This window comes from Pseudomonas chlororaphis subsp. aurantiaca (genome assembly GCF_013466605.1).
GTDB classification, from domain to species: domain Bacteria; phylum Pseudomonadota; class Gammaproteobacteria; order Pseudomonadales; family Pseudomonadaceae; genus Aquipseudomonas; species Aquipseudomonas chlororaphis_I.
Genome location: NZ_CP059162.1, coordinates 4,428,982 through 4,450,942, shown reverse-complemented (window position 1 = coordinate 4,450,942; position 21,961 = coordinate 4,428,982). Strand labels below are relative to the sequence as shown.

General features: G+C 59.2%; 20 protein-coding genes and 3 tRNA genes. 17 read left to right on the top strand and 6 right to left on the bottom strand.

Going from position 1 to position 21,961, the window contains the following annotated elements:
* The first annotated feature begins 110 nt into the window (after nt 1-110).
* Nucleotides 111-620, top strand: coding sequence for a DUF1993 domain-containing protein (locus H0I86_RS20060; protein WP_009049861.1), 510 nt, complete (start codon nt 111-113; stop codon nt 618-620).
* Between the two features lie 99 nt (nt 621-719).
* On the opposite strand, the gene sstT is transcribed toward H0I86_RS20060, so the two are convergent.
* Nucleotides 720-1,952 carry a serine/threonine transporter SstT gene (gene sstT / locus H0I86_RS20055; protein ID WP_180921821.1) on the bottom strand — a complete coding sequence of 411 codons (1,233 nt, stop codon included), beginning with the start codon at nt 1,950-1,952 and terminating at the stop codon, nt 720-722.
* 284 nt (nt 1,953-2,236) lie between these two features.
* On the opposite strand from sstT, the gene H0I86_RS20050 reads away from it, so the two are divergent.
* Complete coding sequence (locus H0I86_RS20050) at nt 2,237-3,391, top strand: MFS transporter (RefSeq protein ID WP_180921820.1); 1,155 nt, start codon at nt 2,237-2,239, stop codon at nt 3,389-3,391.
* Nucleotides 3,392-3,397: 6 nt separating this feature from the next.
* Here H0I86_RS20050 and nhaR read toward each other — a convergent pair whose 3' ends face one another.
* On the bottom strand, nt 3,398-4,303 hold the full coding sequence (gene nhaR / locus H0I86_RS20045; protein ID WP_007927225.1) for a transcriptional activator NhaR: 906 nt from the start codon (nt 4,301-4,303) through the stop codon (nt 3,398-3,400).
* A gap of 135 nt (nt 4,304-4,438) precedes the next feature.
* On the opposite strand from nhaR, the gene H0I86_RS20040 reads away from it, so the two are divergent.
* On the top strand, nt 4,439-4,687 hold the full coding sequence (locus H0I86_RS20040) for a hypothetical protein (RefSeq protein ID WP_009044657.1): 249 nt from the start codon (nt 4,439-4,441) through the stop codon (nt 4,685-4,687).
* 32 nt (nt 4,688-4,719) lie between these two features.
* Nucleotides 4,720-5,481, top strand: coding sequence for a TerC family protein (locus H0I86_RS20035; protein WP_180921819.1), 762 nt, complete (start codon nt 4,720-4,722; stop codon nt 5,479-5,481).
* A 79-nt stretch (nt 5,482-5,560) separates the two neighbouring features.
* On the opposite strand, the gene H0I86_RS20030 is transcribed toward H0I86_RS20035, so the two are convergent.
* The gene (locus H0I86_RS20030) at nt 5,561-5,728 is read right to left on the bottom strand and encodes a hypothetical protein (protein WP_180921818.1); all 168 of its coding nucleotides are present in this window, start codon (nt 5,726-5,728) and stop codon (nt 5,561-5,563) included.
* Between the two features lie 222 nt (nt 5,729-5,950).
* Between H0I86_RS20030 and H0I86_RS20025 the strand changes: the two genes are divergently transcribed.
* A complete protein-coding gene (locus tag H0I86_RS20025; protein WP_180921817.1) occupies nt 5,951-6,625 on the top strand; it encodes a PA2778 family cysteine peptidase in 675 nt (224 codons plus the stop codon).
* Nucleotides 6,626-6,715: 90 nt separating this feature from the next.
* Here the strand turns inward: H0I86_RS20025 and pbpG are convergent, their stop codons facing one another.
* Together pbpG and folD are read right to left on the bottom strand one after the other, a co-directional pair.
* Nucleotides 6,716-7,654, bottom strand: coding sequence for a D-alanyl-D-alanine endopeptidase (pbpG, locus tag H0I86_RS20020; protein WP_180921816.1), 939 nt, complete (start codon nt 7,652-7,654; stop codon nt 6,716-6,718).
* Nucleotides 7,655-7,936: 282 nt separating this feature from the next.
* Nucleotides 7,937-8,791: a bifunctional methylenetetrahydrofolate dehydrogenase/methenyltetrahydrofolate cyclohydrolase FolD gene (folD, locus tag H0I86_RS20015; protein ID WP_124309065.1), complete on the bottom strand. Its 855-nt coding sequence runs from the start codon at nt 8,789-8,791 to the stop codon at nt 7,937-7,939.
* Between the two features lie 280 nt (nt 8,792-9,071).
* Between folD and H0I86_RS20010 the strand changes: the two genes are divergently transcribed.
* The 9 genes from H0I86_RS20010 to H0I86_RS19970 all read left to right on the top strand — a co-directional run bounded on the left by H0I86_RS20010 (nt 9,072) and on the right by H0I86_RS19970 (nt 18,354).
* Nucleotides 9,072-9,148, top strand: a tRNA-Arg gene (locus H0I86_RS20010).
* A 40-nt stretch (nt 9,149-9,188) separates the two neighbouring features.
* Nucleotides 9,189-9,264 (top strand) — tRNA-His (locus tag H0I86_RS20005).
* 60 nt (nt 9,265-9,324) lie between these two features.
* Nucleotides 9,325-9,409 (top strand) — tRNA-Leu (locus H0I86_RS20000).
* A 422-nt stretch (nt 9,410-9,831) separates the two neighbouring features.
* A complete protein-coding gene (gene tig, locus H0I86_RS19995; RefSeq protein WP_009044653.1) occupies nt 9,832-11,142 on the top strand; it encodes a trigger factor in 1,311 nt (436 codons plus the stop codon).
* Nucleotides 11,143-11,235: 93 nt separating this feature from the next.
* Nucleotides 11,236-11,877 (top strand): ATP-dependent Clp endopeptidase proteolytic subunit ClpP, encoded by a 642-nt coding sequence (gene clpP, locus H0I86_RS19990; protein WP_007927205.1) that lies wholly within the window; start codon nt 11,236-11,238, stop codon nt 11,875-11,877.
* Between the two features lie 105 nt (nt 11,878-11,982).
* Complete coding sequence (gene clpX, locus H0I86_RS19985; protein WP_007927204.1) at nt 11,983-13,266, top strand: ATP-dependent Clp protease ATP-binding subunit ClpX; 1,284 nt, start codon at nt 11,983-11,985, stop codon at nt 13,264-13,266.
* A 163-nt stretch (nt 13,267-13,429) separates the two neighbouring features.
* Nucleotides 13,430-15,826, top strand: a complete 2,397-nt coding sequence (lon, locus tag H0I86_RS19980) for an endopeptidase La (RefSeq protein ID WP_016701944.1) — start codon at nt 13,430-13,432, stop codon at nt 15,824-15,826.
* 150 nt (nt 15,827-15,976) lie between these two features.
* Nucleotides 15,977-16,249, top strand: a complete 273-nt coding sequence (locus tag H0I86_RS19975; RefSeq protein ID WP_002552737.1) for an HU family DNA-binding protein — start codon at nt 15,977-15,979, stop codon at nt 16,247-16,249.
* A gap of 233 nt (nt 16,250-16,482) precedes the next feature.
* Nucleotides 16,483-18,354 carry a SurA N-terminal domain-containing protein gene (locus H0I86_RS19970; protein WP_180921815.1) on the top strand — a complete coding sequence of 624 codons (1,872 nt, stop codon included), beginning with the start codon at nt 16,483-16,485 and terminating at the stop codon, nt 18,352-18,354.
* Nucleotides 18,355-18,409: 55 nt separating this feature from the next.
* On the opposite strand, the gene H0I86_RS19965 is transcribed toward H0I86_RS19970, so the two are convergent.
* The gene (locus H0I86_RS19965) at nt 18,410-19,615 is read right to left on the bottom strand and encodes an MFS transporter (RefSeq protein WP_180921814.1); all 1,206 of its coding nucleotides are present in this window, start codon (nt 19,613-19,615) and stop codon (nt 18,410-18,412) included.
* 130 nt (nt 19,616-19,745) lie between these two features.
* On the opposite strand from H0I86_RS19965, the gene H0I86_RS19960 reads away from it, so the two are divergent.
* The 3 genes from H0I86_RS19960 (at nt 19,746) to H0I86_RS32235 (ending at nt 21,943) form a co-directional block, all read left to right on the top strand.
* Nucleotides 19,746-20,645, top strand: a complete 900-nt coding sequence (locus H0I86_RS19960) for a LysR family transcriptional regulator (RefSeq protein WP_180921813.1) — start codon at nt 19,746-19,748, stop codon at nt 20,643-20,645.
* Nucleotides 20,646-20,736: 91 nt separating this feature from the next.
* The gene (locus H0I86_RS19955) at nt 20,737-21,606 is read left to right on the top strand and encodes a DUF2242 domain-containing protein (protein WP_180921812.1); all 870 of its coding nucleotides are present in this window, start codon (nt 20,737-20,739) and stop codon (nt 21,604-21,606) included.
* 208 nt (nt 21,607-21,814) lie between these two features.
* The gene (locus H0I86_RS32235) at nt 21,815-21,943 is read left to right on the top strand and encodes a hypothetical protein (RefSeq protein WP_258019479.1); all 129 of its coding nucleotides are present in this window, start codon (nt 21,815-21,817) and stop codon (nt 21,941-21,943) included.
* The last annotated feature ends 18 nt before the right edge of the window (nt 21,944-21,961 follow it).

Genomic DNA, 21,961 nt, shown 5'->3' with positions numbered 1-21,961 from the left:
ACTAGCCTAATCCTTGCTGGATAAAAGACAAGCCGCCGGCGAGGCTCAGGCAGGTCTATAATCGCGCCACCTTTGTTTCCGCTTTTTTCCGTCAGCTTGTCGAGATCACCATGACCATTTCCCTGTACGCCGCCTCCGTTCCTGTCTTCAAGCAAATGCTCAACGCCCTGAGCGATGTCCTGAACAAGGCCGAAGCCCACGCCACGGCGAAGAACATCGACCCGAATGCCTTCCTGCAGGCCCGCCTGTACCCGGACATGTTCCCGCTGATCCGCCAGGTGCAGATCGCCGTCGATTTCGCCAAGGGCGTTTCGGCCCGCCTGGCCGAAGTCGAAGTGCCGAAGTACGACGACACTGAAACCACCTTTGCCGAGCTGCAGGCGCTGCTGGCCAAGGTCCTGGCCTTTATCGACGGCATCCAGCCGGCGCAGATCGATGGCAAGGAAGGCATCGAGATCGTCACCCGTCCGGGCACCCCGAAAGAGAAGCGCTTCAGCGGCCAGTCCTACCTGCTGACCTATGGCCTGCCGCAGTTCTTCTTCCACGTCACCACCACCTACGCGATCCTGCGCCACAACGGCGTGGAAATCGGCAAGCGCGACTACATGGGCGCTTTCTGAAATAGCCGGCTTCTGGTGTAGCCGGCTGCTAAGCCCATAAAAAAGCCCGGCAAGGTGCGAGCCTTGCCGGGCTTTTTAGTGCGCGCTGTTCATGCAGGCTCAGGCGGTCTGGCGGACCTTCTCTTCCTGGGCCATGCACGCGGCTGCGGTGAAGAGCACGTCGGTGGAGGAGTTCAGCGCGGTTTCCGCCGAATCCTGCAGCACGCCGATGATGAAGCCGACGGCGACCACCTGCATGGCGATTTCGCTGGGGATGCCGAACAGGCTGCAGGCCAGCGGAATCAACAGCAGCGAACCGCCGGCCACGCCGGAAGCACCGCAGGCACAGATGGCGGCGACCACGCTGAGCAGTACGGCGGTGGGCAGATCGACGGCAATGCCCAGGGTATGCACGGCGGCCAGGGTCAGCACGGTGATGGTGATGGCGGCGCCGGCCATGTTGATGGTGGCCCCCAGCGGGATCGACACCGAATAGGTGTCTTCATGCAGGCCCAGGCGCTTGCTCAGTTCCAGGTTGACTGGAATGTTGGCCGCCGAACTGCGGGTGAAGAACGCGGTGATGCCGCTTTCGCGCAGGCACATGAGCACCAGCGGGAACGGGTTGCGGCGGATCTTCCAGAACACGATCAGCGGGTTCATCACCAGCGCGACGAACAGCATGCAGCCGATCAGCACCGCCAGCAGATGCATATAACCGAGCAGGGCGCCGAAGCCCGAGGTGGCCAGGGTCGAGGCCACCAGGCCGAAGATGCCCAGCGGGGCGAAGCGGATCACTACCCGGACGATCAGGGTCACGCCATTGGACAGGTCGTCCAGCACGCTGCGGGTGGTGTTGCCGGCGTGGCGGATGGCCACGCCCATGCCGATGGCCCAGGCCAGGATACCGATGAAGTTGGCATTCATCAGCGCTCTGACCGGGTTGTCCACCACGCTCAGCAGCAGGCTTTGCAGGACTTCGCTGATGCCGCCGGGGGCGGAGATGGCGACGTCATGGGTGCTCAGCACCAGGGAGGAGGGGAACAGGCTGCTGGCGACCACCGCCACCACCGCCGCGGCGAAAGTGCCCAGCAGGTAGAGCCAGAGGATCGGACGGATATGGGTTTCCTGGCCGTGCTTGTGGTTGGCGACGGAGGCCATTACCAGCACGAACACCAGGATCGGCGCGACGGCTTTCAGCGCCGAGACAAAGACCTTGCCGATAAAGGCGGTGGATTTCGCCAGTTCAGGGGCCAGCAGCGCCAGGGCGATACCGGCGACCAGGCCAATGACGATCTGCGTGACCAGGCTGGCGCGTTTGAGTTTTTCCAGGAGCGACGGGGGGGAAGCAGTCATAGCGGTATCTCTGATTTTTTTAATATGCCGTGCGTCAACGGGGGACGCCGTGCTGATGAGTTGCTGAAGGTACGGGGTGTTGCGGCAGGGGGCGGACTTTATCACACGGGGTTCGCCCACGGATGTGACGATCTGCCACCTGAGCCCTCTAGAGTAGCCTGCGGTTTTTTCGCCGCTACCCCAGACATGCGCGGACACATTCTGTTAGGATTCGCCATCCTCTTCTCATCTCCAGTCAGCGGGCCCCCAGGCCATCGCTGATGTCGTCGTTTCCGGAGTTTTCCATGCTGTTGCCCATTCTGTTGTTGTCAGCCGCCGGTTTTACCGTGCTGACGACGGAGTTCATCATTGTCGGCCTACTGCCTTCGATTGCCCGGGATCTTGCGGTCAGCGTGCCGCAGGCCGGCCTGCTGGTGACCTTGTTCGCCTTCACCGTGGCGGCATTCGGGCCGTTCCTCACGGCCTATTTCGCCCGTTTCCAGCGCAAGCGCCTGTTCATCTCGGTACTGGTGATGTTCGGCCTGGCCAACACCCTGGCGGCGCTGGCGCCGAATATCTGGGTGATGGCGGTGGCGCGGCTGATCCCGGCGCTGGGCTTGCCGGTGTTCTGGGCTTTGGCCAGCGAAACCGCGGTGGATATCGTCGGCCCTGATTACGCCGGGCGAGCCATCGCCAAGATCGGCTTCGGTATCGTCTGCGCCACGGTGTTCGGCATTCCAGTGGGGACGCTGATTTCCGATGCCTTCGGCTGGCGCAGCGCGTTCGGCATCCTGGCGCTGGTGGCCTTTGCCAAGGCGTTGCTGCTGTATGTCTACCTGCCGCAGACCCGCGTGCACAACGAGCAGGTCAGCCTGCGCTCGCAGTTCGGCATCCTGCGCAGCCCCTTGATGCAAGGGCATGTGCTGCTGTCGATCCTGGTGTTCAGTGGCATGTTCACCGCCTACACCTACCTGGCGGACATCCTCGAGCGCCTGGCCGGTTTCAACGGCACGCTGGTGGGTTGGTGCCTGATGGGCTTCGGCGCGGTGGGGCTGATCGGCAACTCGCTGGGCGGCCGCGCGGTGGACCGTCATCCGTTGCTGGCGTCCATGGGCTTTTGCGCCTTGATGATCGGCGGCATGGTGGCGCTGGTGCCGAGCATTCATTCGCCGGTGGGCCTGGCGGCGGCCATGGGTGTCTGGGGCGTGACCCAGGCGGCGCTGTTCCTGGTCAGCCATGTCCGCCTGATCAAGGCCGCGCCCCAGGCGCCGGCGTTTGCCGCGTCGTTGAACATCGCCGGGGCCAACCTGGGGATCGGCCTGGGCGCGATGGTCGGCGGCCGGGTAATCGACACCCTGGGGCTGGGCAGCCTGGGGGTTGCCGCCGCCGGTTTTATCCTGGTGTCGATCCTGCTGGCCCTGCTGTTGATGACCCTCAAGCCACAGGCCAGCTGCGTCTGATCCTCCTCAGGCGCCCATGGCGGTAAACAGCTCGCGGCGGGCGCCTTCGGTGATCGCCACGATGCCGGGGTGCTTGACCTTGCGTTCGACCGAAATGGCGTAGAACGACTCGCTGACCGCGTCGGTCTGGCCGATCAGTTGCACGCCGTACTGGCGCCGCACTTCGTCGGCGATCACGCTGGGGCTGATGAAGATCCCGCTGCCCGACTGGCCGAATGCCTGCATCAAGGCGCTGTCGTCGAACTCGCCGATGATCCTGGGTTGTATCTGCTGCTCGGCCAGCCAGCGCAGCAGGCGGCTGCGTACTACCGTTTCCTGCCCGGGAATCAGCAGCGGAGCGCCATGCAGGCTATGGGGGAAGTTCGTTCCATAGCGCTCGGCCAGTTCCTCGGTGGCAAAAAAGCTGATGCCGCATTCGCCGAGTTTCTGGCTGTAGCCCTTGATGTCCAGGTGCGAAGGCATGGGGCTGTCGGAGATCACCAGGTCCAGGCGCTGGATGGCCAGGTCGGCCAGCAGGCGTTCGAGCTTGTCTTCGCGGCAGGTGATGCGGATCGGTTCGTTCAGCTCCATGGTCGGGGCGATCAGGCGATAGACGATCGATTTGGGCACCACATCGGCCACGCCGACCCGGAACAGGATCTGCTGCTCGTTGGGCTGGGCCTGGAGCATGGCTTCCAGTTCGCCGCCCAGCTGGAACATCTGCTCGGCGTAGGGCAGGGTCTGGCGCCCGGCTTCGGTCAACTCCAGTTGCCGACCGACCCGGCGAAACAATTCGATGCCGTAGGTCTGTTCGAGCAGGGTGATCTGGCCGCTGATGGTTTGCGGGGTCAGGTTCAGTTGCTCGCAGGCCCGGACGATGCTGCCGGTCTTGGCGACGACCCAGAAGTAGTGCAGTTGGCGGTAATTGAGCATGGCTGGCTTTTATTCGTAAAAATCGAAGTATAGCTGTTAAAAATACGAATTTTCCTGAAGTGTTCACCTCCATAGAATGCCTCGCTATTGACGGGCTATCGTCTCGGCCCGGTCCGTTCTAACGAGGAAAGCGCAATGACCTATAAATCCATCGCCGCATCGTTGCTGGCGTTGTCGTTGATCACCCTTGCCGGTTGCGAGCAGGCAGAAAAAAGCGCGCAGCAGCTGTTGGGCAAGGCTGCGGAAAACGCCAAGCAGGCGATCGACGACACGCACAAGGCCGCCGAACAGGCGATCAGCGATGCGACCCAAGGCTTGATCAGCAAGCAGGAAAAGCCGGCGGATGAGGCCAAAGAAGCCACCTCGTCGTCCCAGGAAATCTGATTCCCCCATACCCCCCGACTCAGGACTGAGCCATGGAATACCTTTTACAACTCGCCGCCAGCCCCACCGCCTGGGTCGCCCTGGCAACCCTGGTGGTCATGGAAATCGTGCTCGGCATCGATAACCTGATCTTCATTTCGATCCTGACCAACAAGCTGCCCGAGCAACACCGGGCCAAGGCCCGGCGGATAGGTATCGGCATGGCCCTGATCCTGCGTCTGGCACTGCTCAGCACCATCGCCTTCATTGTGCAACTGACCGAGCCGGTGATCGATGTCTTCGGCCAGGTCTTCTCCTGGAAGGACATGATCCTGATCGCCGGCGGCCTGTTCCTGCTGTGGAAGGCCACCACGGAGATCCATCACAGCATGGACCCGGAGCCGCAGGACAGCAAAAGCAAGACCGCCGGCGTGTCCCTGGGGTTCGCTGCGGCGATCGGCCAGATCCTGATGCTGGACATGGTGTTCTCCATCGACAGCATCATCACCGCCGTCGGCATGACCGAGCACTTGCCGATCATGATCATCGCGGTGGTGGTGTCGGTACTGGTGATGCTGCTGGCGGCCGAGCCTCTGGCCAAGTTCATCAATGACAACCCGACGGTGGTCATGCTGGCCCTGGGCTTCCTGATCATGATCGGCATGACGCTGATCGCCGAAGGTTTCGGTGCTCATGTGCCAAAAGGTTATGTGTACGCGGCCATGGCCTTCTCGGCGGCCATCGAGGGGCTGAACATGCTGGCTCGTCGTGCCCGGCAGAAGCGGGTGGCGGCGGAGGCGGGAGTCGAAGCCTGATTCGCGGCAACAATCGACGGCGGCCTGTGTTCAAGGACACAGGTCGCTGTTTTTTATTGGGTAGGAGAAAAGGCGCCAGTCAATGCGCGGTGGCGTGATATCGGGCCGGTTTTGCGGTTTTCGCGGCGGGAGTCGGCAAACGCGGATGATGGTGTCGGCGAGCGATCCGCAGGACGCCCCAGAGCATGGCAGCGGCGACGGCCAGCCAGCCGCCGATCAGCATCAGGATTGTCGTTGTCAGGCTCATACATGCCTCCTTTTTGCCCTGTTCGGGGCACACACCCGTTGCCATGGACAGTCTAGTCGCGGATGTGTTTCAAGCCATTGACCAATAGTCGAGTGTCATCAGACTGTTTGCTCTATGGGGCGCAAATTACTGCGGCTTGACGCTATACCCTTGCTTCATGGCGCCCTATGATCAGCGTTTCGGCCGGGGTTCCTGGCTTGGCGTCTGCACAAGAGAGTCATGATGGAACTGATGTTTCTGCGATTTCGAACACTGTTGTTGGCGGGCGCCTGCGCCCTGACGCTGGCCGGTTGCGCCAGCAGCGTGCAGCCAGAGATTCAGCGCCTGCCCGAGCGGGTGGAACTCAATGGCGTGCCGTTTTTCCGCGGCGAAACCTATCAGAGCGGCCCGGGCACCCTGGCCAGCATGCTGTCCCAGCAAGGCATCGTGATCACCCCAGGCCTGCTGGACAAGCCGCTGCACCTGCCAGGCGCCGAGGCGAAGTTGCAGCAGAACATGCTGACCCTGGCGCGTGAGTACGGGATGGTGGTCTATCCGCTGGATAACAATTTAGCGGCGCTGCTGACCCAGGTTGCCGCGGGATACCCGGTGATGGTGCGTTACACCGAAGGCTCGGCGTTCTGGGCCGAACCTCGCTATGCCGTGCTGGCGGGCTATAACCGGCACAAGCGGACGGTGTTGTTGCGAGCGGGAATGAATCGTCGTCTGTTGATGGACTTTGCCAAGTTCGAATCAGCCTGGAGCAGTGCGGGGCACTGGGCGGTGCTGATTCAGGGGCCGACCCAGGTACCCGCCCAGGTCGATCGCCAGCGTTGGCTGAAGGCGGCCGATGAGTTGGCCCAGGCCGGGCAGGAGAACGCGGCAGCGCGGGCGACCAAGGCATTGAGCGCCAACTGAGGTTGCAGAAACGCTGACGGCGCCCAAGGGCGCCGTCTTTGAAGGGGCCGCAATCGACAGATCCGCGGCCTTTTTTGTGTCTGCCAGCTTCTACTCGGCAGTCTGGGCGACGCCGCTCTGACGACTTTTCAGGTTTTTGCTGGCCTTGTAGCTCAAGGCGGCGCCCGGTACCGAGCCGCTTTTACCGGTTTCCAGCCACTGGCGGATGCGGCCGGCATCGGCGAAGTGCGTGTATTTGCCAAAGGCGTCGAGAATCACCAGGGCGACCGGTCGGTTGCTCATGCTGGTCACCAGCACCAGGCAGTGGCCTGCTTCATCGGTAAAGCCGGTCTTGGTCAGCTTGATGTCCCAGTTGGCCCTGTTGACCAGGTGATCGGTATTGCGAAAGCCCAGGGTGTAGCTGGGTTTGCGGAACGCCACGGTCTTTTCCTTGGTGGTGCTCAGCTCGCTCAGCAGCGGGTATTTGCGCGCCGCCAGCAACAGTTTGCTCAGGTCCCGTGCGGTGGACACGTTATGGGCCGACAGGCCGGTCGGCTCGACATAGTGCGTGCTGGTCATGCCCAGTGCCTTGGCCTTGGCGTTCATGGCGGCAATAAAGGCTGCGTACCCGCCCGGGTAGTGGTGGGCGAGGCTGGCGGCGGCACGGTTTTCCGACGACATCAGGGCGATCAGCAGCATCTCCTTGCGCGGCAGCTCGCTCTTGAGCTTGACCCGGGAAAACACGCCTTTCATTTCCGGGGTGTTGCTGATGTCCACGGAGATGTATTCATCCAGCGGTTGTTTGGCGTCGAGTACGATCAGGCCGGTCATCAGCTTGGTCACCGACGCAATGGGCACGACAACGTCGGGATTGCTGGAATAAATGACTTTGTTGGTCTGCAGATCCAGCAGCATGGCGCTGCCGGAGGCAATATGCAGTTGGGAGGGGTCGCGCGGCGCTTCGGTGGTTTCGCGAGCGACGGCGCTCTGCGTGATAAGGGTGCCTGTAAATGCAAAAAATAGGCTCAGGATAGAAAGACGGATTTTCACGCGGGCGGACTCATGAAGTGGATATGCCGTTCTGCAACGGGCTGCTTTCAGAAAAACGTTACATTTTATGAGTATGTGCCAGGAAAGAGCTACACGCCTGTAGGTAAAGGGCTTCAGGTAAATTAAATTTCATCCTGTATCAGTTTTGTATCAGTTCGATCCTCTTTTTTCTGATGAGTAGATCATCCGTTGCAAGCGGGTTATTCGGTCCAGGTTTTCGGCGAGCAGAAACAAAGAACCCCGCCAATGGCGGGGTTCTTTTATCCGGGACATTTCCCTGCGTCAGTCGTGCAGCGTTTCTGCCGCGTACAAGGTGTTTTCCAGCAGGCAGGCGCGAGTCATCGGGCCGACGCCGCCCGGTACCGGGGTGATCCAGCCGGCACGGGGCAGGGCGGTCTCGTAGACCACATCGCCCACCAGCTTGCCGTCTTCCTGGCGGTTGATGCCGACGTCGATGACGATGGCGCCTTCCTTGATCCATTCGCCCTTGACCAGACCCGGCTTGCCGGCGGCCACGACCACCAGGTCGGCACGCCCGACGTGGCCGGCCAGATCCTTGGTGAAGCGGTGGGTAACAGTAACGGTGCAGCCGGCCAGCAGCAGCTCCATTGCCATTGGACGACCGACGATGTTGGAAGCGCCGACCACCACTGCATCCATGCCGTACAGATCGGCACCGGTGCTTTCCAGCAGGGTCATGATGCCTTTCGGCGTGCATGGGCGCAGCAAGGGGATGCGCTGGGCCAGGCGGCCGACGTTATAAGGATGGAAACCATCCACGTCTTTATCCGGACGGATGCGTTCCAGCAGTTTGGAGGCATCGAGGTGTTCGGGCAGTGGCAGCTGTAGCAGGACGCCATCGATGTTCGGATCATCGTTGAGGCGGTCGATCAGGCCGGCCAGTGCTTCTTGAGTGGTGTCTGTAGGCAAGTCATAGGCTTGTGAAAGAAAGCCGACCTCTTCGCAGTCTTTACGCTTGTGCGAGACATAAACCTGAGAGGCCGGGTCGCTGCCGACCAGGATCACCGCGAGGCCTGGAGTACGCAGGCCTTGCTCGCGACGCTCGGCGACACGTTTGGCGATCTGCTGGCGCAGGCTAGCGGCGATCGCTTTGCCGTCGATTAGTTGTGCAGTCATGACGCGTGATTAACCATCGAGAGGGAGAGAAAAAGAGAACGCATTCTCGCATGCCAGGACGTGAGGGCAAAGGCGCTTGGTCTGCAAATTCCCCTAACTCCTTTAATTAAATGAATTTTTTTCAAAAAAGAGTTGACGACCTAACGGCTCGCCTATAACATTCGTCGCACTTGTCGGGCACAGCCTAGCACTGGTTAAGAAGGTCGGGCAGAGTTGGTGTTTAGCTCGTAACGACTGAAAGCACTTAGTTTGTAATCATTAAAGAATACAGATTAATAAGGCGCCCGTAGCTCAGCTGGATAGAGCATCCGCCTTCTAAGCGGATGGTCGCAGGTTCGAGTCCTGCCGGGTGCGCCATTAGGCAGCTTTGGCACAAGTAACGCAACAACGCAATATGGTGGGCGTAGCTCAGTTGGTAGAGCACAGGATTGTGACTCCTGTTGTCGTGGGTTCGATCCCCATCGTCCACCCCATATTCCGAAAGGCGCCAGATTAATAGATAGTCTGGCGCCTTTGCTTTAAAAGCTTGATACGCGGACGTGGTGGAATTGGTAGACACACTGGATTTAGGTTCCAGCGCCGCAAGGTGTAAGAGTTCGAGTCTCTTCGTCCGCACCAATTAAGTAGCTATTTATATAGCAGATAACGGCGCAGCACCTGAAAAGGGCTGCGCCGTTTTCGTTTCAGAAGTCTGTATTTCGGCGGGGCGCAGGTAATGGGCCGATAAGGCGACGAAACACTCGTCCTTTTGTCGCTGGAATACTGAAGGTTTACCGGTCGGGCTGTGGTTTGGTCCGGCCATCAGGGATGTGATGCGCCATTCCTTCTATATATAGAAGCGTTGGTGCAGAGGCCCTGGTTTGATTCGCTGTATTTGCTCTCAGGGCGAGGCTGAACCGTTGGTCCCCGCCTTTAAATCGCCAGCTGTTTTTTTACCCGTTTTCAGTAGGGTGACTTCTTGAGTTTGACCCACTAGAATGCATGCCCTTGATTCTGGGGTCGGAAACGGCCGGCTAACGTCTGTGCAACGAGGAATATCCATGCAAGTTTCTGTTGAAAATACTTCTGCTCTTGAGCGCCGCATGAGCATCACCGTGCCGGCTGAGCGCATCGAGACACAGGTCAACAAGCGTCTGCAGCAGACTGCCCAAAAGGCCAAGATTCCAGGCTTCCGTCCTGGCAAAGTCCCAATGAGCGTGATCCGTCAGCGTTATGAAGCTGATGCGCGTCAAGAAGCTGTGGGCGACGTGATCCAGGCTTCCTTCTACGAAGCTGTTGTCGAGCAGAAGCTGAACCCGGCTGGCGCTCCTTCGGTTGAACCAAAGGTTCTGGAGAAGGGCAAGGACCTGGAATACGTTGCAACGTTCGAAGTGTTCCCTGAGTTCACCGTTGCCGGTTTCGAGTCCATCGCCGTTGAGCGCCTTAGCGCTGACGTGGCTGATGCCGACCTGGACAACATGCTGGAAATCCTGCGCAAGCAGAACATTCGCTTTGAAGTGGCCGACCGTGCCGCTCAAAACGAAGACCAGCTGAACATCGATTTCGTTGGCAAGGTCGACGGTGAAGTGTTCGCTGGCGGTTCCGCCAAGGGTACTCAGCTGGTGCTGGGTTCCGGCCGTATGATTCCAGGCTTCGAAGAAGGCCTGGTCGGCGCTAAAGCTGGTGAAGAACGCGTTCTGAACCTGACTTTCCCTGAGAACTACCAGAACCTGGACCTGGCTAACAAGGCCGCCGAGTTCACCGTGACCGTCAACACCGTTTCCGAGCCTAAGCTGCCAGAACTGACCGAAGAGTTCTTCGCTCAATTCGGTATCAAGGAAGCCGGTCTGGAAGGTTTCCGCGCCGAAGTTCGCAAGAACATGGAGCGTGAACTGCGTCAGGCCATCAAGTCCAAGGTCAAGAACCAGGTAATGGACGGCCTGCTGGCTGCCAACCCGATCGAAGTGCCTAAGGCTCTGCTGGATAACGAAGTGAACCGTCTGCGCGTTCAGGCTGTTCAACAGTTCGGTGGCAACATCAAACCTGATCAACTGCCGGCCGAGCTGTTCGAAGAACAAGCCAAGCGCCGCGTTGTGCTGGGTCTGATCGTGGCTGAAGTGGTCAAGCAATTCGATCTTAAGCCTGACGAAGCCCGCGTGCGTGAGCTGATCCAGGAAATGGCTTCTGCTTACCAGGAACCGGAGCAGGTCGTGTCCTGGTACTACAAGAACGAGCAGCAACTGAACGAAGTCCGTTCGGTTGTGCTGGAAGAACAAGTTGTGGATACTGTTCTGCAGAAAGCTAGCGTGACCGACAAATCGGTCTCTTACGAAGAAGCGGTCAAGCCGGTAGAAGCACCACAAGCCGACTGATTTTTTACTCGTTCGAAAATACACACCATAAGCCAGCCTTCGTGCTGGCTTATGCGTATTCAAGACATGACTATTTGGGAGTGACTGCAGGACATGTCCCGCAATTCTTATTATCAGCAGAGCTCTGACATCCAGGCCGCAGGCGGCCTGGTCCCGATGGTTATCGAGCAGTCCGCCCGTGGCGAACGCGCCTATGACATCTACTCGCGCCTCCTCAAGGAGCGGGTGATCTTCCTGATTGGCCCGGTAGAAGACTACATGGCCAACCTGGTTGCGGCACAATTGCTCTTCCTTGAAGCGGAAAACCCGGACAAGGACATCCATCTCTACATCAATTCGCCAGGCGGTTCGGTGACTGCGGGCATGTCGATCTACGACACCATGCAATTCATCAAGCCGGACGTTTCCACCATCTGCATCGGCCAGGCCTGCAGCATGGGGGCCTTCCTGCTTGCCGGTGGCGCAGCGGGCAAACGTCACTGCCTGCCTAACTCGCGGATGATGATTCACCAGCCATTGGGCGGTTTCCAGGGCCAGGCCTCGGATATCGACATCCATGCCAAGGAAATCCTGCACATCCGTTCGCGTCTGAACTCGCTGCTGGCTCATCACACCGGTCAGAGTCTCGAGACCATCGAGCGCGACACCGAGCGCGACAACTTCATGAGCGCAGAGCGTGCGGCTGAATACGGCCTGATCGACTCTGTGATCACCAAGCGTCAAATGCCTGCCTAAGCAACTCAAATGTAGGTGGTTGGTTAACCGGCCACCTGCGGACTTGAAAAAGCCCGCAATTGCCTTCATCTTGTGTTGCAAGCCTATCGGATTTGGATCGATCGAATGACTGACACCCGCAACGGCGAGGACAACGGCAAACTGCTTTATTGCTCCTTCTGTGGCAAAAGCCAGCATGAAGTACGCAAATTGATTGCCGGCCCCTCGGTCTTTATCTGCGACGAGTGCGTCGACCTGTGCAATGACATCATCCGTGAGGAGGTGCAGGAAGCACAGGCCGAGAGCAGCGCGCATAAATTGCCTTCGCCTAAAGAAATCAGCGGCATCCTTGATCAGTATGTGATTGGTCAGGAACGTGCGAAAAAGGTTCTGGCGGTAGCGGTATACAACCACTACAAGCGCCTCAACCAGCGTGACAAAAAGAATGACGAGGTCGAACTGGGCAAGAGCAACATCTTGCTGATCGGCCCTACAGGTTCGGGCAAGACTCTGTTGGCAGAGACCCTGGCGCGCCTGTTGAATGTACCGTTCACCATTGCCGACGCCACCACCCTGACCGAAGCCGGTTATGTGGGTGAGGACGTCGAGAACATCATTCAGAAACTGCTGCAGAAGTGCGATTACGATGTAGAGAAAGCTCAAATGGGCATCGTCTATATCGATGAAATCGACAAGATTTCCCGCAAGTCTGACAACCCTTCGATTACCCGTGACGTTTCGGGCGAAGGCGTGCAGCAGGCACTGTTGAAACTGATCGAAGGCACTGTGGCTTCCGTTCCGCCTCAAGGTGGTCGCAAGCATCCGCAGCAAGAGTTCCTGCAGGTCGATACGCGCAACATCCTGTTCATCTGCGGTGGTGCGTTCTCGGGTCTGGAGAAGGTTATTCAGAACCGTTCGACTCGCGGCGGCATTGGCTTCAATGCTGAAGTGCGCAGCAAGGAAGAGGGCAAGAAGGTCGGCGAATCCCTGCGTGAAGTCGAACCGGACGATCTGGTCAAGTTCGGCCTGATTCCGGAGTTCGTGGGCCGTCTGCCAGTTCTGGCGACCCTGGACGAGCTGGATGAAGCTGCGTTGATCCAGATCCTCACCGAGCCGAAAAACGCCTTGACCAAGCAGTATGCCAAGTTGTTCGAGATGGAAGGCGTCGATCTGGAGTTCCGTACCGATGCCCTCAAGTCGGTCGCCAAGCGTGCGCTTGAGCGCAAGACTGGTGCTCGCGGATTGCGTTCGATTCTCGAAGGCGTGTTGCTCGACACTATGTACGAAATCCCCTCGCAGTCCGAGGTGAGTAAAGTAGTGATCGACGAAAGCGTTATAGAAGGTAAGTCCAAGCCACTGTATATCTATGAAAACAGTGAGCCGACTGCCAAGGCAGCCCCGGACGCCTAAGCGCCGGACTGCTGGTTTGACAGAAGGGGCCTTCGGGCCCCTTTGCTTTTACTGCCTTTAAAGTACTGTCTTTGAGCTTGTTTTTTTTCGAGGCAGCCCCCATCTTGGTTTCAAGCTTACTTCCATCTGTTTACGGCCTTATGGCCGCCGTAGAGGCGAAATCATGAAGACAACCATCGAATTGCCTCTCTTGCCATTGCGTGATGTCGTGGTTTATCCGCACATGGTTATCCCGCTGTTCGTGGGGCGCGAGAAGTCTATCGAAGCCCTCGAGGCCGCGATGACGGGCGACAAGCAGATTCTTCTGTTGGCTCAGAAAAATCCTGCTGATGATGATCCCGGTGAAGATGCACTCTATCGCGTAGGTACCATTGCCACTGTTCTGCAATTGCTCAAGTTGCCCGACGGCACCGTCAAAGTACTGGTCGAGGGCGAGCAGCGGGGCGCTGTGGAGCGTTTCAGCGAAGTGGATGGCCACTGCCGTGCCGAAGTCGCCCTGATCGACGAGGTGGACGCTCCCGAGCGTGAGTCGGAAGTCTTCGTCCGCAGCCTGTTGTCCCAGTTCGAGCAGTACGTACAGTTGGGCAAGAAAGTCCCTGCCGAAGTGCTGTCGTCCCTCAACAGCATCGATGAGCCGAGCCGCCTGGTAGACACCATGGCCGCCCACATGGCGCTGAAAATCGAGCAGAAGCAGGAAATTCTCGAAATCATCGATCTGTCGGCGCGTGTCGAACACGTACTGGCGTTGCTGGATGCGGAAATCGATCTGTTGCAGGTCGAGAAGCGCATTCGCGGTCGTGTGAAGAAGCAAATGGAGCGCAGCCAGCGCGAGTACTACCTGAATGAGCAGATGAAGGCCATTCAGAAAGAGCTGGGCGACGGTGACGAAGGCCACAACGAAGTCGAGGAGCTGAAAAAGCGCATCGACGCCGCCGGCTTGCCAAAGGACGCCCTGGCCAAGGCCCAGGCCGAGCTGAACAAGCTCAAGCAAATGTCGCCGATGTCGGCCGAAGCCACAGTGGTGCGTTCCTACATCGACTGGCTGGTTCAGGTGCCGTGGAAGGCGCAGAGCAAGGTTCGCCTGGACCTGGCGCGCGCCGAAGACATCCTCGATGCCGATCACTATGGCCTGGAAGAAGTCAAAGAACGGATTCTCGAATACCTCGCCGTGCAAAAGCGCGTGAAGAAGATTCGTGGTCCGGTACTGTGCCTGGTAGGGCCTCCTGGGGTCGGTAAAACCTCCCTGGCGGAGTCGATTGCCCACGCCACTAACCGTAAATTCGTGCGCATGGCCCTCGGCGGCGTGCGCGATGAGGCGGAAATTCGTGGCCATCGTCGTACCTACATTGGTTCGATGCCGGGAAGATTGATTCAAAAGATGACGAAAGTGGGTGTTCGCAACCCGCTGTTCCTGCTCGATGAAATCGACAAGATGGGCAGCGACATGCGTGGCGATCCGGCTTCGGCATTGCTCGAAGTGCTCGACCCCGAGCAGAACCACAACTTCAACGACCACTATCTGGAAGTCGATTACGACCTCTCCGATGTGATGTTCCTCTGCACCTCCAACTCGATGAATATTCCGCCAGCGTTGCTGGACCGGATGGAAGTGATTCGTCTGCCGGGTTACACCGAGGACGAGAAGATCAACATCGCGGTCAAATACCTGTCGCCGAAGCAGATCCAGGCCAACGGCCTGAAGAAAGGTGAGCTGGAATTCGACGAAGAAGCCATTCGCGACATCATCCGTTACTACACCCGCGAAGCCGGTGTGCGTGGGCTGGAGCGCCAGATTGCCAAGGTTTGCCGCAAGGCGGTCAAGGAGCATGCGCTGGAAAAACGCTTCTCGGTGAAGGTCACTTCCGACCTGCTGGAGCATTTCCTCGGCGTGCGCAAATTCCGCTACGGCCTGGCCGAGCAGCAGGATCAGATCGGTCAGGTAACGGGCCTGGCCTGGACCCAGGTCGGTGGTGAGCTACTGACCATCGAAGCGGCCGTGGTGCCTGGCAAAGGTCAATTGATCAAGACCGGTTCGCTGGGTGACGTGATGGTCGAATCGATCACTGCAGCACTGACGGTGGTGCGTAGCCGTGCGAAGAGCCTGGGGATTCCCCTGGACTTCCACGAGAAGCGCGACACCCATATCCATATGCCGGAAGGGGCGACCCCGAAAGATGGCCCTAGTGCTGGCGTAGGCATGTGCACGGCCCTGGTTTCGGCACTGACCGGCATCCCGGTGCGGGCTGATGTGGCCATGACCGGGGAAATTACCCTGCGTGGTCAAGTGTTGGCGATCGGTGGTTTGAAAGAGAAACTTCTTGCAGCACATCGCGGTGGAATCAAGACTGTCATCATTCCAGAAGAAAATGTGCGCGATTTGAAGGAAATTCCTGACAATATCAAGCAGGATCTGCAAATTAAGCCAGTTAAATGGATTGACGAAGTCCTCCAAATTGCGCTGCAATACGCGCCGGAGCCCTTGCCGGATGTGGCTCCCGAGATAGTTGCAAAGGATGAAAAACGCGAGTCTGACTCTAAGGAAAGAATTAGCACGCATTAGTACGCATTAGCCTGGGGGGCTTCCTTGACAGCTTTTTAGAGCCCTTGTTATAAAGCGGCTCTTAAGTGTCTGTAGGCCATTCAGCACTGGTTTTTGCTTTCACCAAAAAACTTAGAATCATACTCAAATAGATATATAAGGGGACTTAGAGTGAACAAGTCGGAACTGATTGATGCTATCGCTGCATCTGCTGATATCCCGAAAGCTGCTGCTGGCCGTGCGCTGGATGCAGTAATCGAATCCGTCACTGGCGCTCTTAAGGCTGGCGACTCCGTTGTACTGGTTGGTTTCGGTACTTTCTCTGTTACCGATCGTCCTGCTCGCATTGGTCGTAACCCACAGACCGGTAAGACGCTGGAAATCGCTGCAGCCAAAAAACCAGGTTTCAAAGCAGGTAAAGCACTGAAAGAAGCTGTTAACTAAGCTTCCTTCAAGCCTTTGCCTACCCGGGTCGGGGTCTTTCCCGACCTGGCAGCGGAGCGGTAGGGCAGCCGGTTAGAAATCCGGTTTGTCACATCGGGGATCGAAGGTTCGAACCCCTGTCCGCTTCGCCAGTTACGAGAAAGGCGCATCCTCGGATGCGCCTTTCTTCTATCCGGACTCTACCCACGCTCCACGGTTGCCTAATTTGAAGTACAACCGTTTCTGGGGGACGCATGCTGCAGAATATCAGGGACAATTCACAAGGCTGGATTGCCAAGACCATTATCGGGGTCATCGTCGTACTGATGGCGCTGACCGGTTTCGATGCCATTTTTCAAGCCACTTCCACCAGTCAGGACGCGGCGAAGGTCAATGGTGAAGAAATCACCCAGAATGAGCTGAGCCAGGCGGTTGATATGCAACGCCGTCAGCTCATGCAACAACTGGGCAAGGATTTCGATGGTTCCTTGCTCGACGAGAAGCTGCTGCGTGAAGCGGCTCTCAAAGGTCTGATCGACCGCAAGCTGCTGCTGCAAGGCGCGGAAAACTCCAAGTTCGCCTTCTCTGACGCCGCTCTGGACCAGGTGATCCTGCAAACGCCGGAATTCCTGGTGGACGGCAAGTTCAGCCCTGAGCGTTTCGACCAGGTGATCCGTCAGCTAGGCTATAGCCGGATGCAGTTCCGTCAGATGCTGGCTCAGGAAATGCTGATCGGTCAGGTGCGCGCCGGTCTGGCTGGCAGCGGTTTTGTCACAGATGCACAGGTGCTGGCATTCGCTCGCCTGGAAAAGCAGACCCGCGATTATGCTTCCCTGACCATCAAGGCCGACCCGGCGGCAGTCAAGCTGACCGACGACGAGGTCAAGGCTTACTACGACGAACACGCCAAGGAATTCATGTCGCCGGACCAGGTGGTCATCGACTACCTGGAATTGAAGAAGGCCTCCTTCTTCGATCAGGTCAGCGTCAAGGACGAAGACCTGCAGGCGCTGTATCAGAAAGAAACCGCCAACCTGTCCGAGCAGCGTCGTGCCGCGCACATCCTGATCGAAGTGAACGACAAGGTGAACGAAGCACAGGCCAAGGCCAAGATCGAAGAGATCCAGGCGCGCCTGGCCAAGGGTGAAAGCTTCGAGGCGCTGGCCAAGGAGTTCTCCCAGGACCCGGGTTCGGCAAACAACGGTGGTGACCTCGGTTATGCCGGCCCTGGCGTCTATGACCCGGCCTTCGAGGAAGCGCTGTACGCCTTGAACAAGGATCAGGTTTCGGCACCGGTTCGCACCGGTTTCGGTTTCCACCTGATCAAGCTGCTGGGCGTCGAGGCACCTGAAGTACCGAGCTTTGCCAGCCTGAAAGACAAGCTGACCCGCGAGCTGAAAACCCAGCAGGTCGAGCAGCGTTTTGTCGAGGCGACCAAGCAACTGGAAGACTCCTCGTTCGAAGCCTCGGATCTGGCCCAGCCGGCTCAAGAGCTGAAACTGACCGTGCACACTTCCGCTCCATTCGGGCGTGAAGGGGGCGAGGGCATTGCTGCCAACCGCGCTGTGATTCAGGCTGCTTTCAGCCCTGAAGTGCTGGATGAAGGCGCCAACAGCACCGCCATTGAACTGGATCCGGAAACCGTAGTGGTCCTGCGCGCCAAAGAGCACCGCAAGCCAGAGCAACTGCCGCTGGAAAGCGTCGCCAGCAGCATCCGCACGCAATTGGCCAAGGAGCACGCCAGTGCTGCCGCCAAGGCCAAGGCCGATGCCTTGATCGCCAGCCTGCGTGAAGGCAAGACTGCGCTGAAGGCGCCTGTCGATGGCCAGAACTGGAAGGTTTCCGAAGCGGTGACCCGCAACCAGGAAGGCGTCGAGCCGATCGTGTTGCAGGCTCTGTTCCGCATGGCCAAGCCAGCGGCCAAGGACAAGCCGACCTTCAGCAGCGTGACCCTGCCGAACGGCAGCCTGGTAGTCCTGCAGCTCAATGGTGTGAACGAAGCCGCTGCACCGACCGACGAAGAAAAGGCTCAGTACCGCCGCTTCCTCGCCTCGCGTATGGGGCAGCAAGACTTCGCGGCGTACCGCAAGCAGTTGGAAAACCAGGCTGACATCAAGCGCTTCTAATGCCTGACTGAAGTAACAAACAGAGACCCCGGCCAACGCGCCGGGGTTTTTGTTTTCAGCGTATGGTGGGGAAACCATGGCGTCGGGCATTTACGGCCGCTAACAGACATGCCAGCAACAGGCCGATGATCACCCAGGGAAACGACAATACGCCTGGGCCTTCCAGCAGTACGCCTCCCACCAGCCCGCCGCCGGCGATGGCCAGGTTCCAGGCTGTCACCAGCATCGACTGCGCCGCATCGGCAGCAGTCCCGGCAGCCTTGGCCAGCGCGGTTTGCAGTAACGTGGCCAGGCCCCCGAACGACAATCCCCAGAGGGCTGTCGAGGCATAGACCGCCATCGGCGTATCGGCCTGGAACGCCAGCAGCAGCGCCGAAAGACCGAACAGGACGCAACTGACGAGTACCAGTTGACGCAACCAGCGATCGATCAGCAGGCCGACGATCCAGATGCTCAGCACCGCGGTCAACCCGAATACCAGCAACACCCGGTCGATCTGCCCACCGATGCCGGCCGGCTCCAGAAACGGTGCGATGTAGGTGTAAAGGATGTTGTGGCCCAGGACATAAGCGAAGGTCACGAACAGCACCGGCTTGACCCCGGGCAAGGCGAACACGCCCGAGAGCGGCAAGCGTTTGTCGGCGCGCTGGCCGGGAAAGTCCGGTACCTGCCAGCGCACCCAACCGAGCAACAACAGCGTCAGCAGGGTCATCAGCGCAAAGCTCACCCGCCAGCCCACCAACGTACCGAGCAGCGTGCCCGCGGGGATCCCCAGGGACAGCGCCAATGGTGCGCCAAGCATGGCCACGGCGATGGCCCGACCCTGCAGGTGCGGTGCGACCATGCGGCTGGCATATCCGGCCAGCAGGGCCCAGAGCAGCCCGGCGAATATCCCGGCAAAAAAACGCGCGACCAGGATCAGGCTGTAGTGGGTGGAGAACGCGGTGACACTGTTGACCAGCGCAAAACCGCCTATCGCGATCATCAGCAAGGGCCTGCGGCGCCAGCCCTGGGTGAGGATCACCAGCGGGATCGCCGCCAGTAACGAGCCGATGGCGTACAGCGTGACCAGTTGGCCGATCAGCGCCGGCGAAACCGCCAGGTCCTGGCTCATCTGCGGCAGCAGGCCCGCAGGCATGGCTTCGGTAAGGATGGTGATGAACCCGGCGGTCGCCAGCGCCAGCAGGCCGCTCAGCGGAAGTCGGTCGTGACGTCTGGATTCAATGTCCAGTACGTCGACGGTGGCAAGAGGTTCGGTCATGGTCTGGTCTCGGGCTCGCTACAGGTTCTGGGAAATGAGGAGGCTGAGCGTAGAGCGCTGTGGCCAAGAGAAAAATAGGCTAAGGTTCCGAACTTATCGGACATCCATGTCCGCAATGGCGAGGTCGGCGATGGACTGGTTGAGCAATATCTCGGTCTTCCTGCAAGTGGCGAAAACCCGCAGTTTTACCGAGGCGGGGCGGTTGTTGGGGGTATCGTCTTCGGCTGTCGGCAAGAGCATCGCGCGGCTCGAGGAGCGCCTGGAGACCCAACTGTTTCATCGCAGTACCCGCAGCATCACCCTGACCGCCGAAGGTGCAAGTTTTCTTGAGCGCTGCCGCCGGATTGTCGCCGAGGTCGAGGCGGCCGAATTCGATCTGTGCAAGTCTTCCAATGCTCCGCGGGGCAAGCTGCGGGTCAGCCTGCCGCAGGTTCATGGCCTGGTGATGCCGGTGTTGGTGGAGTTCATGCAGCGTTATCCAGAGATCGAACTGGATATCGTGCTGACGGACCGCATAGTGGATGTCGTGGAAGAGGGGTTCGACGCCGTGATACGTACCGGCAGCCCCGGTGACTCACGGCTGGTGGCCCGGTCCTTGGGGCAGTACCGCCTGGTGCTGGTGGGGACGCCTGAGTACTTTCGCGAGCATGGCGTTCCGCAGACGCCCGAGGACTTGGCTAACCACGGGTGTTTGCGGCATACCTTTCACAACACGGGGAAGGTCGAGCATTGGCCATTGCGACGAGCGGTCGACGCCCCGGAACCGCTGTTACCGACACGTTTTGTCAGTACCTCTATCGAAGCGCTGGACCACGCGGTACGGTGTGGCCTGGGGATCGCCTGCCTGCCCGATTTCATGGTTCACGAAGCGGTCGAGCGAGGCGAGTTGCAGCGGGTGCTGGACGAGCACCTCGAGCACAACGGCACCTTCTGGCTGCTCTGGCCTGCGAGCCGGCACACCGCCGCCAAGCTGCGGGTATTCATCGATCATCTGTGTACGCGACTTTTTCCGGCAAACCGTGGTCAGTAACCTTGTATTAACCTTAAGACACTAATCCGCGCGCCCTGTGGCCTCGAACTGTTGCACAATACGCCCCGGACCGTTTTCCTCAGGATTTTCGATGCATAGATCATTTCACCTGCGTGCCGCCGGGTTGACGCTGCTACTGGCGGCCGTCGCCGGTTGTTCGTCGCAGAAGACCGCCATTTACGAGCATGAAAACTTCGATGACTCCGGCACCTTTTCGCGCAATTACCCGGTGAGTGACACGGCGTCCTGCGAGGCCGCCCGTCGCGCCTTGCTCAGCCAGGGCTACATCATCACCAGCAGCGATCCGAAACTGGTCAGTGGTCACAAGAGCTTCCAGCAGACGGGCGAAACCCACATGGAGATCAGCTTCAGCGTGGTATGCGCCCAGGACGGCAGCACCAATCACCGCTCCACGGTGTTCGCCAACGCCCTGCAGGACCGTTATGCCCTGAAGAAGGTCAACAACTCGGCGAGCCTGGGGGTGGGCGTGCTGGGTTCGGTGTCGATGCCGATCGGCTCGACCGACGACTCGATGGTCAAGGTCGCCAGCGAGACGGTTTCCTCGGCGAAGTTCTACGAGCGTTATTTCGCCCTGGTGGAGCTGTTCCTGCCGCAGGAAGCGAAAAAGGCCGCGCACATCATCGAGCAGCCGAAGACTGATCTGGGCATGCCCGAACCCAAGCCTGCCGAGCCTGCCGCAGCACCAGCCCCGGCGCCCGTGACGCCGCAACCGGCACCTGTCGTACCGCCTGCTGTCCCGGCTGCCGAACCGACTCCGGCCACTCCGCCCGTTGCGCCACCCGCATCGAACTTCTCGGAACCGCTAGCGCCACCCGCGGAAGCGGCGCCCATCGCGCCGAGCGCACCTGCCGAGCCGACGCCGGCCACTGAGATCGTTACCCCGCCTCCCGCCAGCACCTTGCCGGCCCCGACAGAGCCGATTCCGGCACTGCCACAGTAAGCATCTGCGGATAGCTGCGGGATCGCCCCTGGTGTCGATCCCGCGGTTGCCGAGCCTCTCTGAAGATTTCTTTGCCTGCTCGCAGGTAAATCCGTTGCCAGCTGCTACGTTCCATTTGAGGGACGGAGATTGCGCACGGTATTTTTTCTGTCATACCGGCACTTTATGCTAACGGCTAAGTCAGTAAGAAGACTACTCAGCACGCAGGTTGCCTACGCCCCACCCACAAGCCACACACAAGGAGTCCGCCATGGACGATTACCAAGAAGAACTGCTGGAATTCCAGGCCTTTGAACTGGACCCACTGGAACCCGCAGAAGACGCCACCGAGCTGTAACGCCGGTGGCGTTTTTTT

What these genes read in the sequence shown, in the direction of transcription:
- clpX (WP_007927204.1), top strand. Translation starts at nt 11,983, where the DNA reads ATGACTGACACCCGCAACGGCGAGGACAACGGCAAACTGCTTTATTGC.
- H0I86_RS19960 (WP_180921813.1), top strand. Translation starts at nt 19,746, where the DNA reads ATGGACTGGTTGAGCAATATCTCGGTCTTCCTGCAAGTGGCGAAAACC.
- clpP (WP_007927205.1), top strand. Translation starts at nt 11,236, where the DNA reads ATGTCCCGCAATTCTTATTATCAGCAGAGCTCTGACATCCAGGCCGCA.
- sstT (WP_180921821.1), bottom strand. Translation starts at nt 1,952, where the DNA reads ATGACTGCTTCCCCCCCGTCGCTCCTGGAAAAACTCAAACGCGCCAGC.
- H0I86_RS20025 (WP_180921817.1), top strand. Translation starts at nt 5,951, where the DNA reads ATGGAACTGATGTTTCTGCGATTTCGAACACTGTTGTTGGCGGGCGCC.
- lon (WP_016701944.1), top strand. Translation starts at nt 13,430, where the DNA reads ATGAAGACAACCATCGAATTGCCTCTCTTGCCATTGCGTGATGTCGTG.
- nhaR (WP_007927225.1), bottom strand. Translation starts at nt 4,303, where the DNA reads ATGCTCAATTACCGCCAACTGCACTACTTCTGGGTCGTCGCCAAGACC.
- folD (WP_124309065.1), bottom strand. Translation starts at nt 8,791, where the DNA reads ATGACTGCACAACTAATCGACGGCAAAGCGATCGCCGCTAGCCTGCGC.
- H0I86_RS20030 (WP_180921818.1), bottom strand. Translation starts at nt 5,728, where the DNA reads ATGAGCCTGACAACGACAATCCTGATGCTGATCGGCGGCTGGCTGGCC.
- H0I86_RS19970 (WP_180921815.1), top strand. Translation starts at nt 16,483, where the DNA reads ATGCTGCAGAATATCAGGGACAATTCACAAGGCTGGATTGCCAAGACC.
- H0I86_RS20050 (WP_180921820.1), top strand. Translation starts at nt 2,237, where the DNA reads ATGCTGTTGCCCATTCTGTTGTTGTCAGCCGCCGGTTTTACCGTGCTG.
- H0I86_RS20035 (WP_180921819.1), top strand. Translation starts at nt 4,720, where the DNA reads ATGGAATACCTTTTACAACTCGCCGCCAGCCCCACCGCCTGGGTCGCC.
- H0I86_RS19955 (WP_180921812.1), top strand. Translation starts at nt 20,737, where the DNA reads ATGCATAGATCATTTCACCTGCGTGCCGCCGGGTTGACGCTGCTACTG.
- H0I86_RS20040 (WP_009044657.1), top strand. Translation starts at nt 4,439, where the DNA reads ATGACCTATAAATCCATCGCCGCATCGTTGCTGGCGTTGTCGTTGATC.
- H0I86_RS20060 (WP_009049861.1), top strand. Translation starts at nt 111, where the DNA reads ATGACCATTTCCCTGTACGCCGCCTCCGTTCCTGTCTTCAAGCAAATG.
- H0I86_RS19965 (WP_180921814.1), bottom strand. Translation starts at nt 19,615, where the DNA reads ATGACCGAACCTCTTGCCACCGTCGACGTACTGGACATTGAATCCAGA.
- tig (WP_009044653.1), top strand. Translation starts at nt 9,832, where the DNA reads ATGCAAGTTTCTGTTGAAAATACTTCTGCTCTTGAGCGCCGCATGAGC.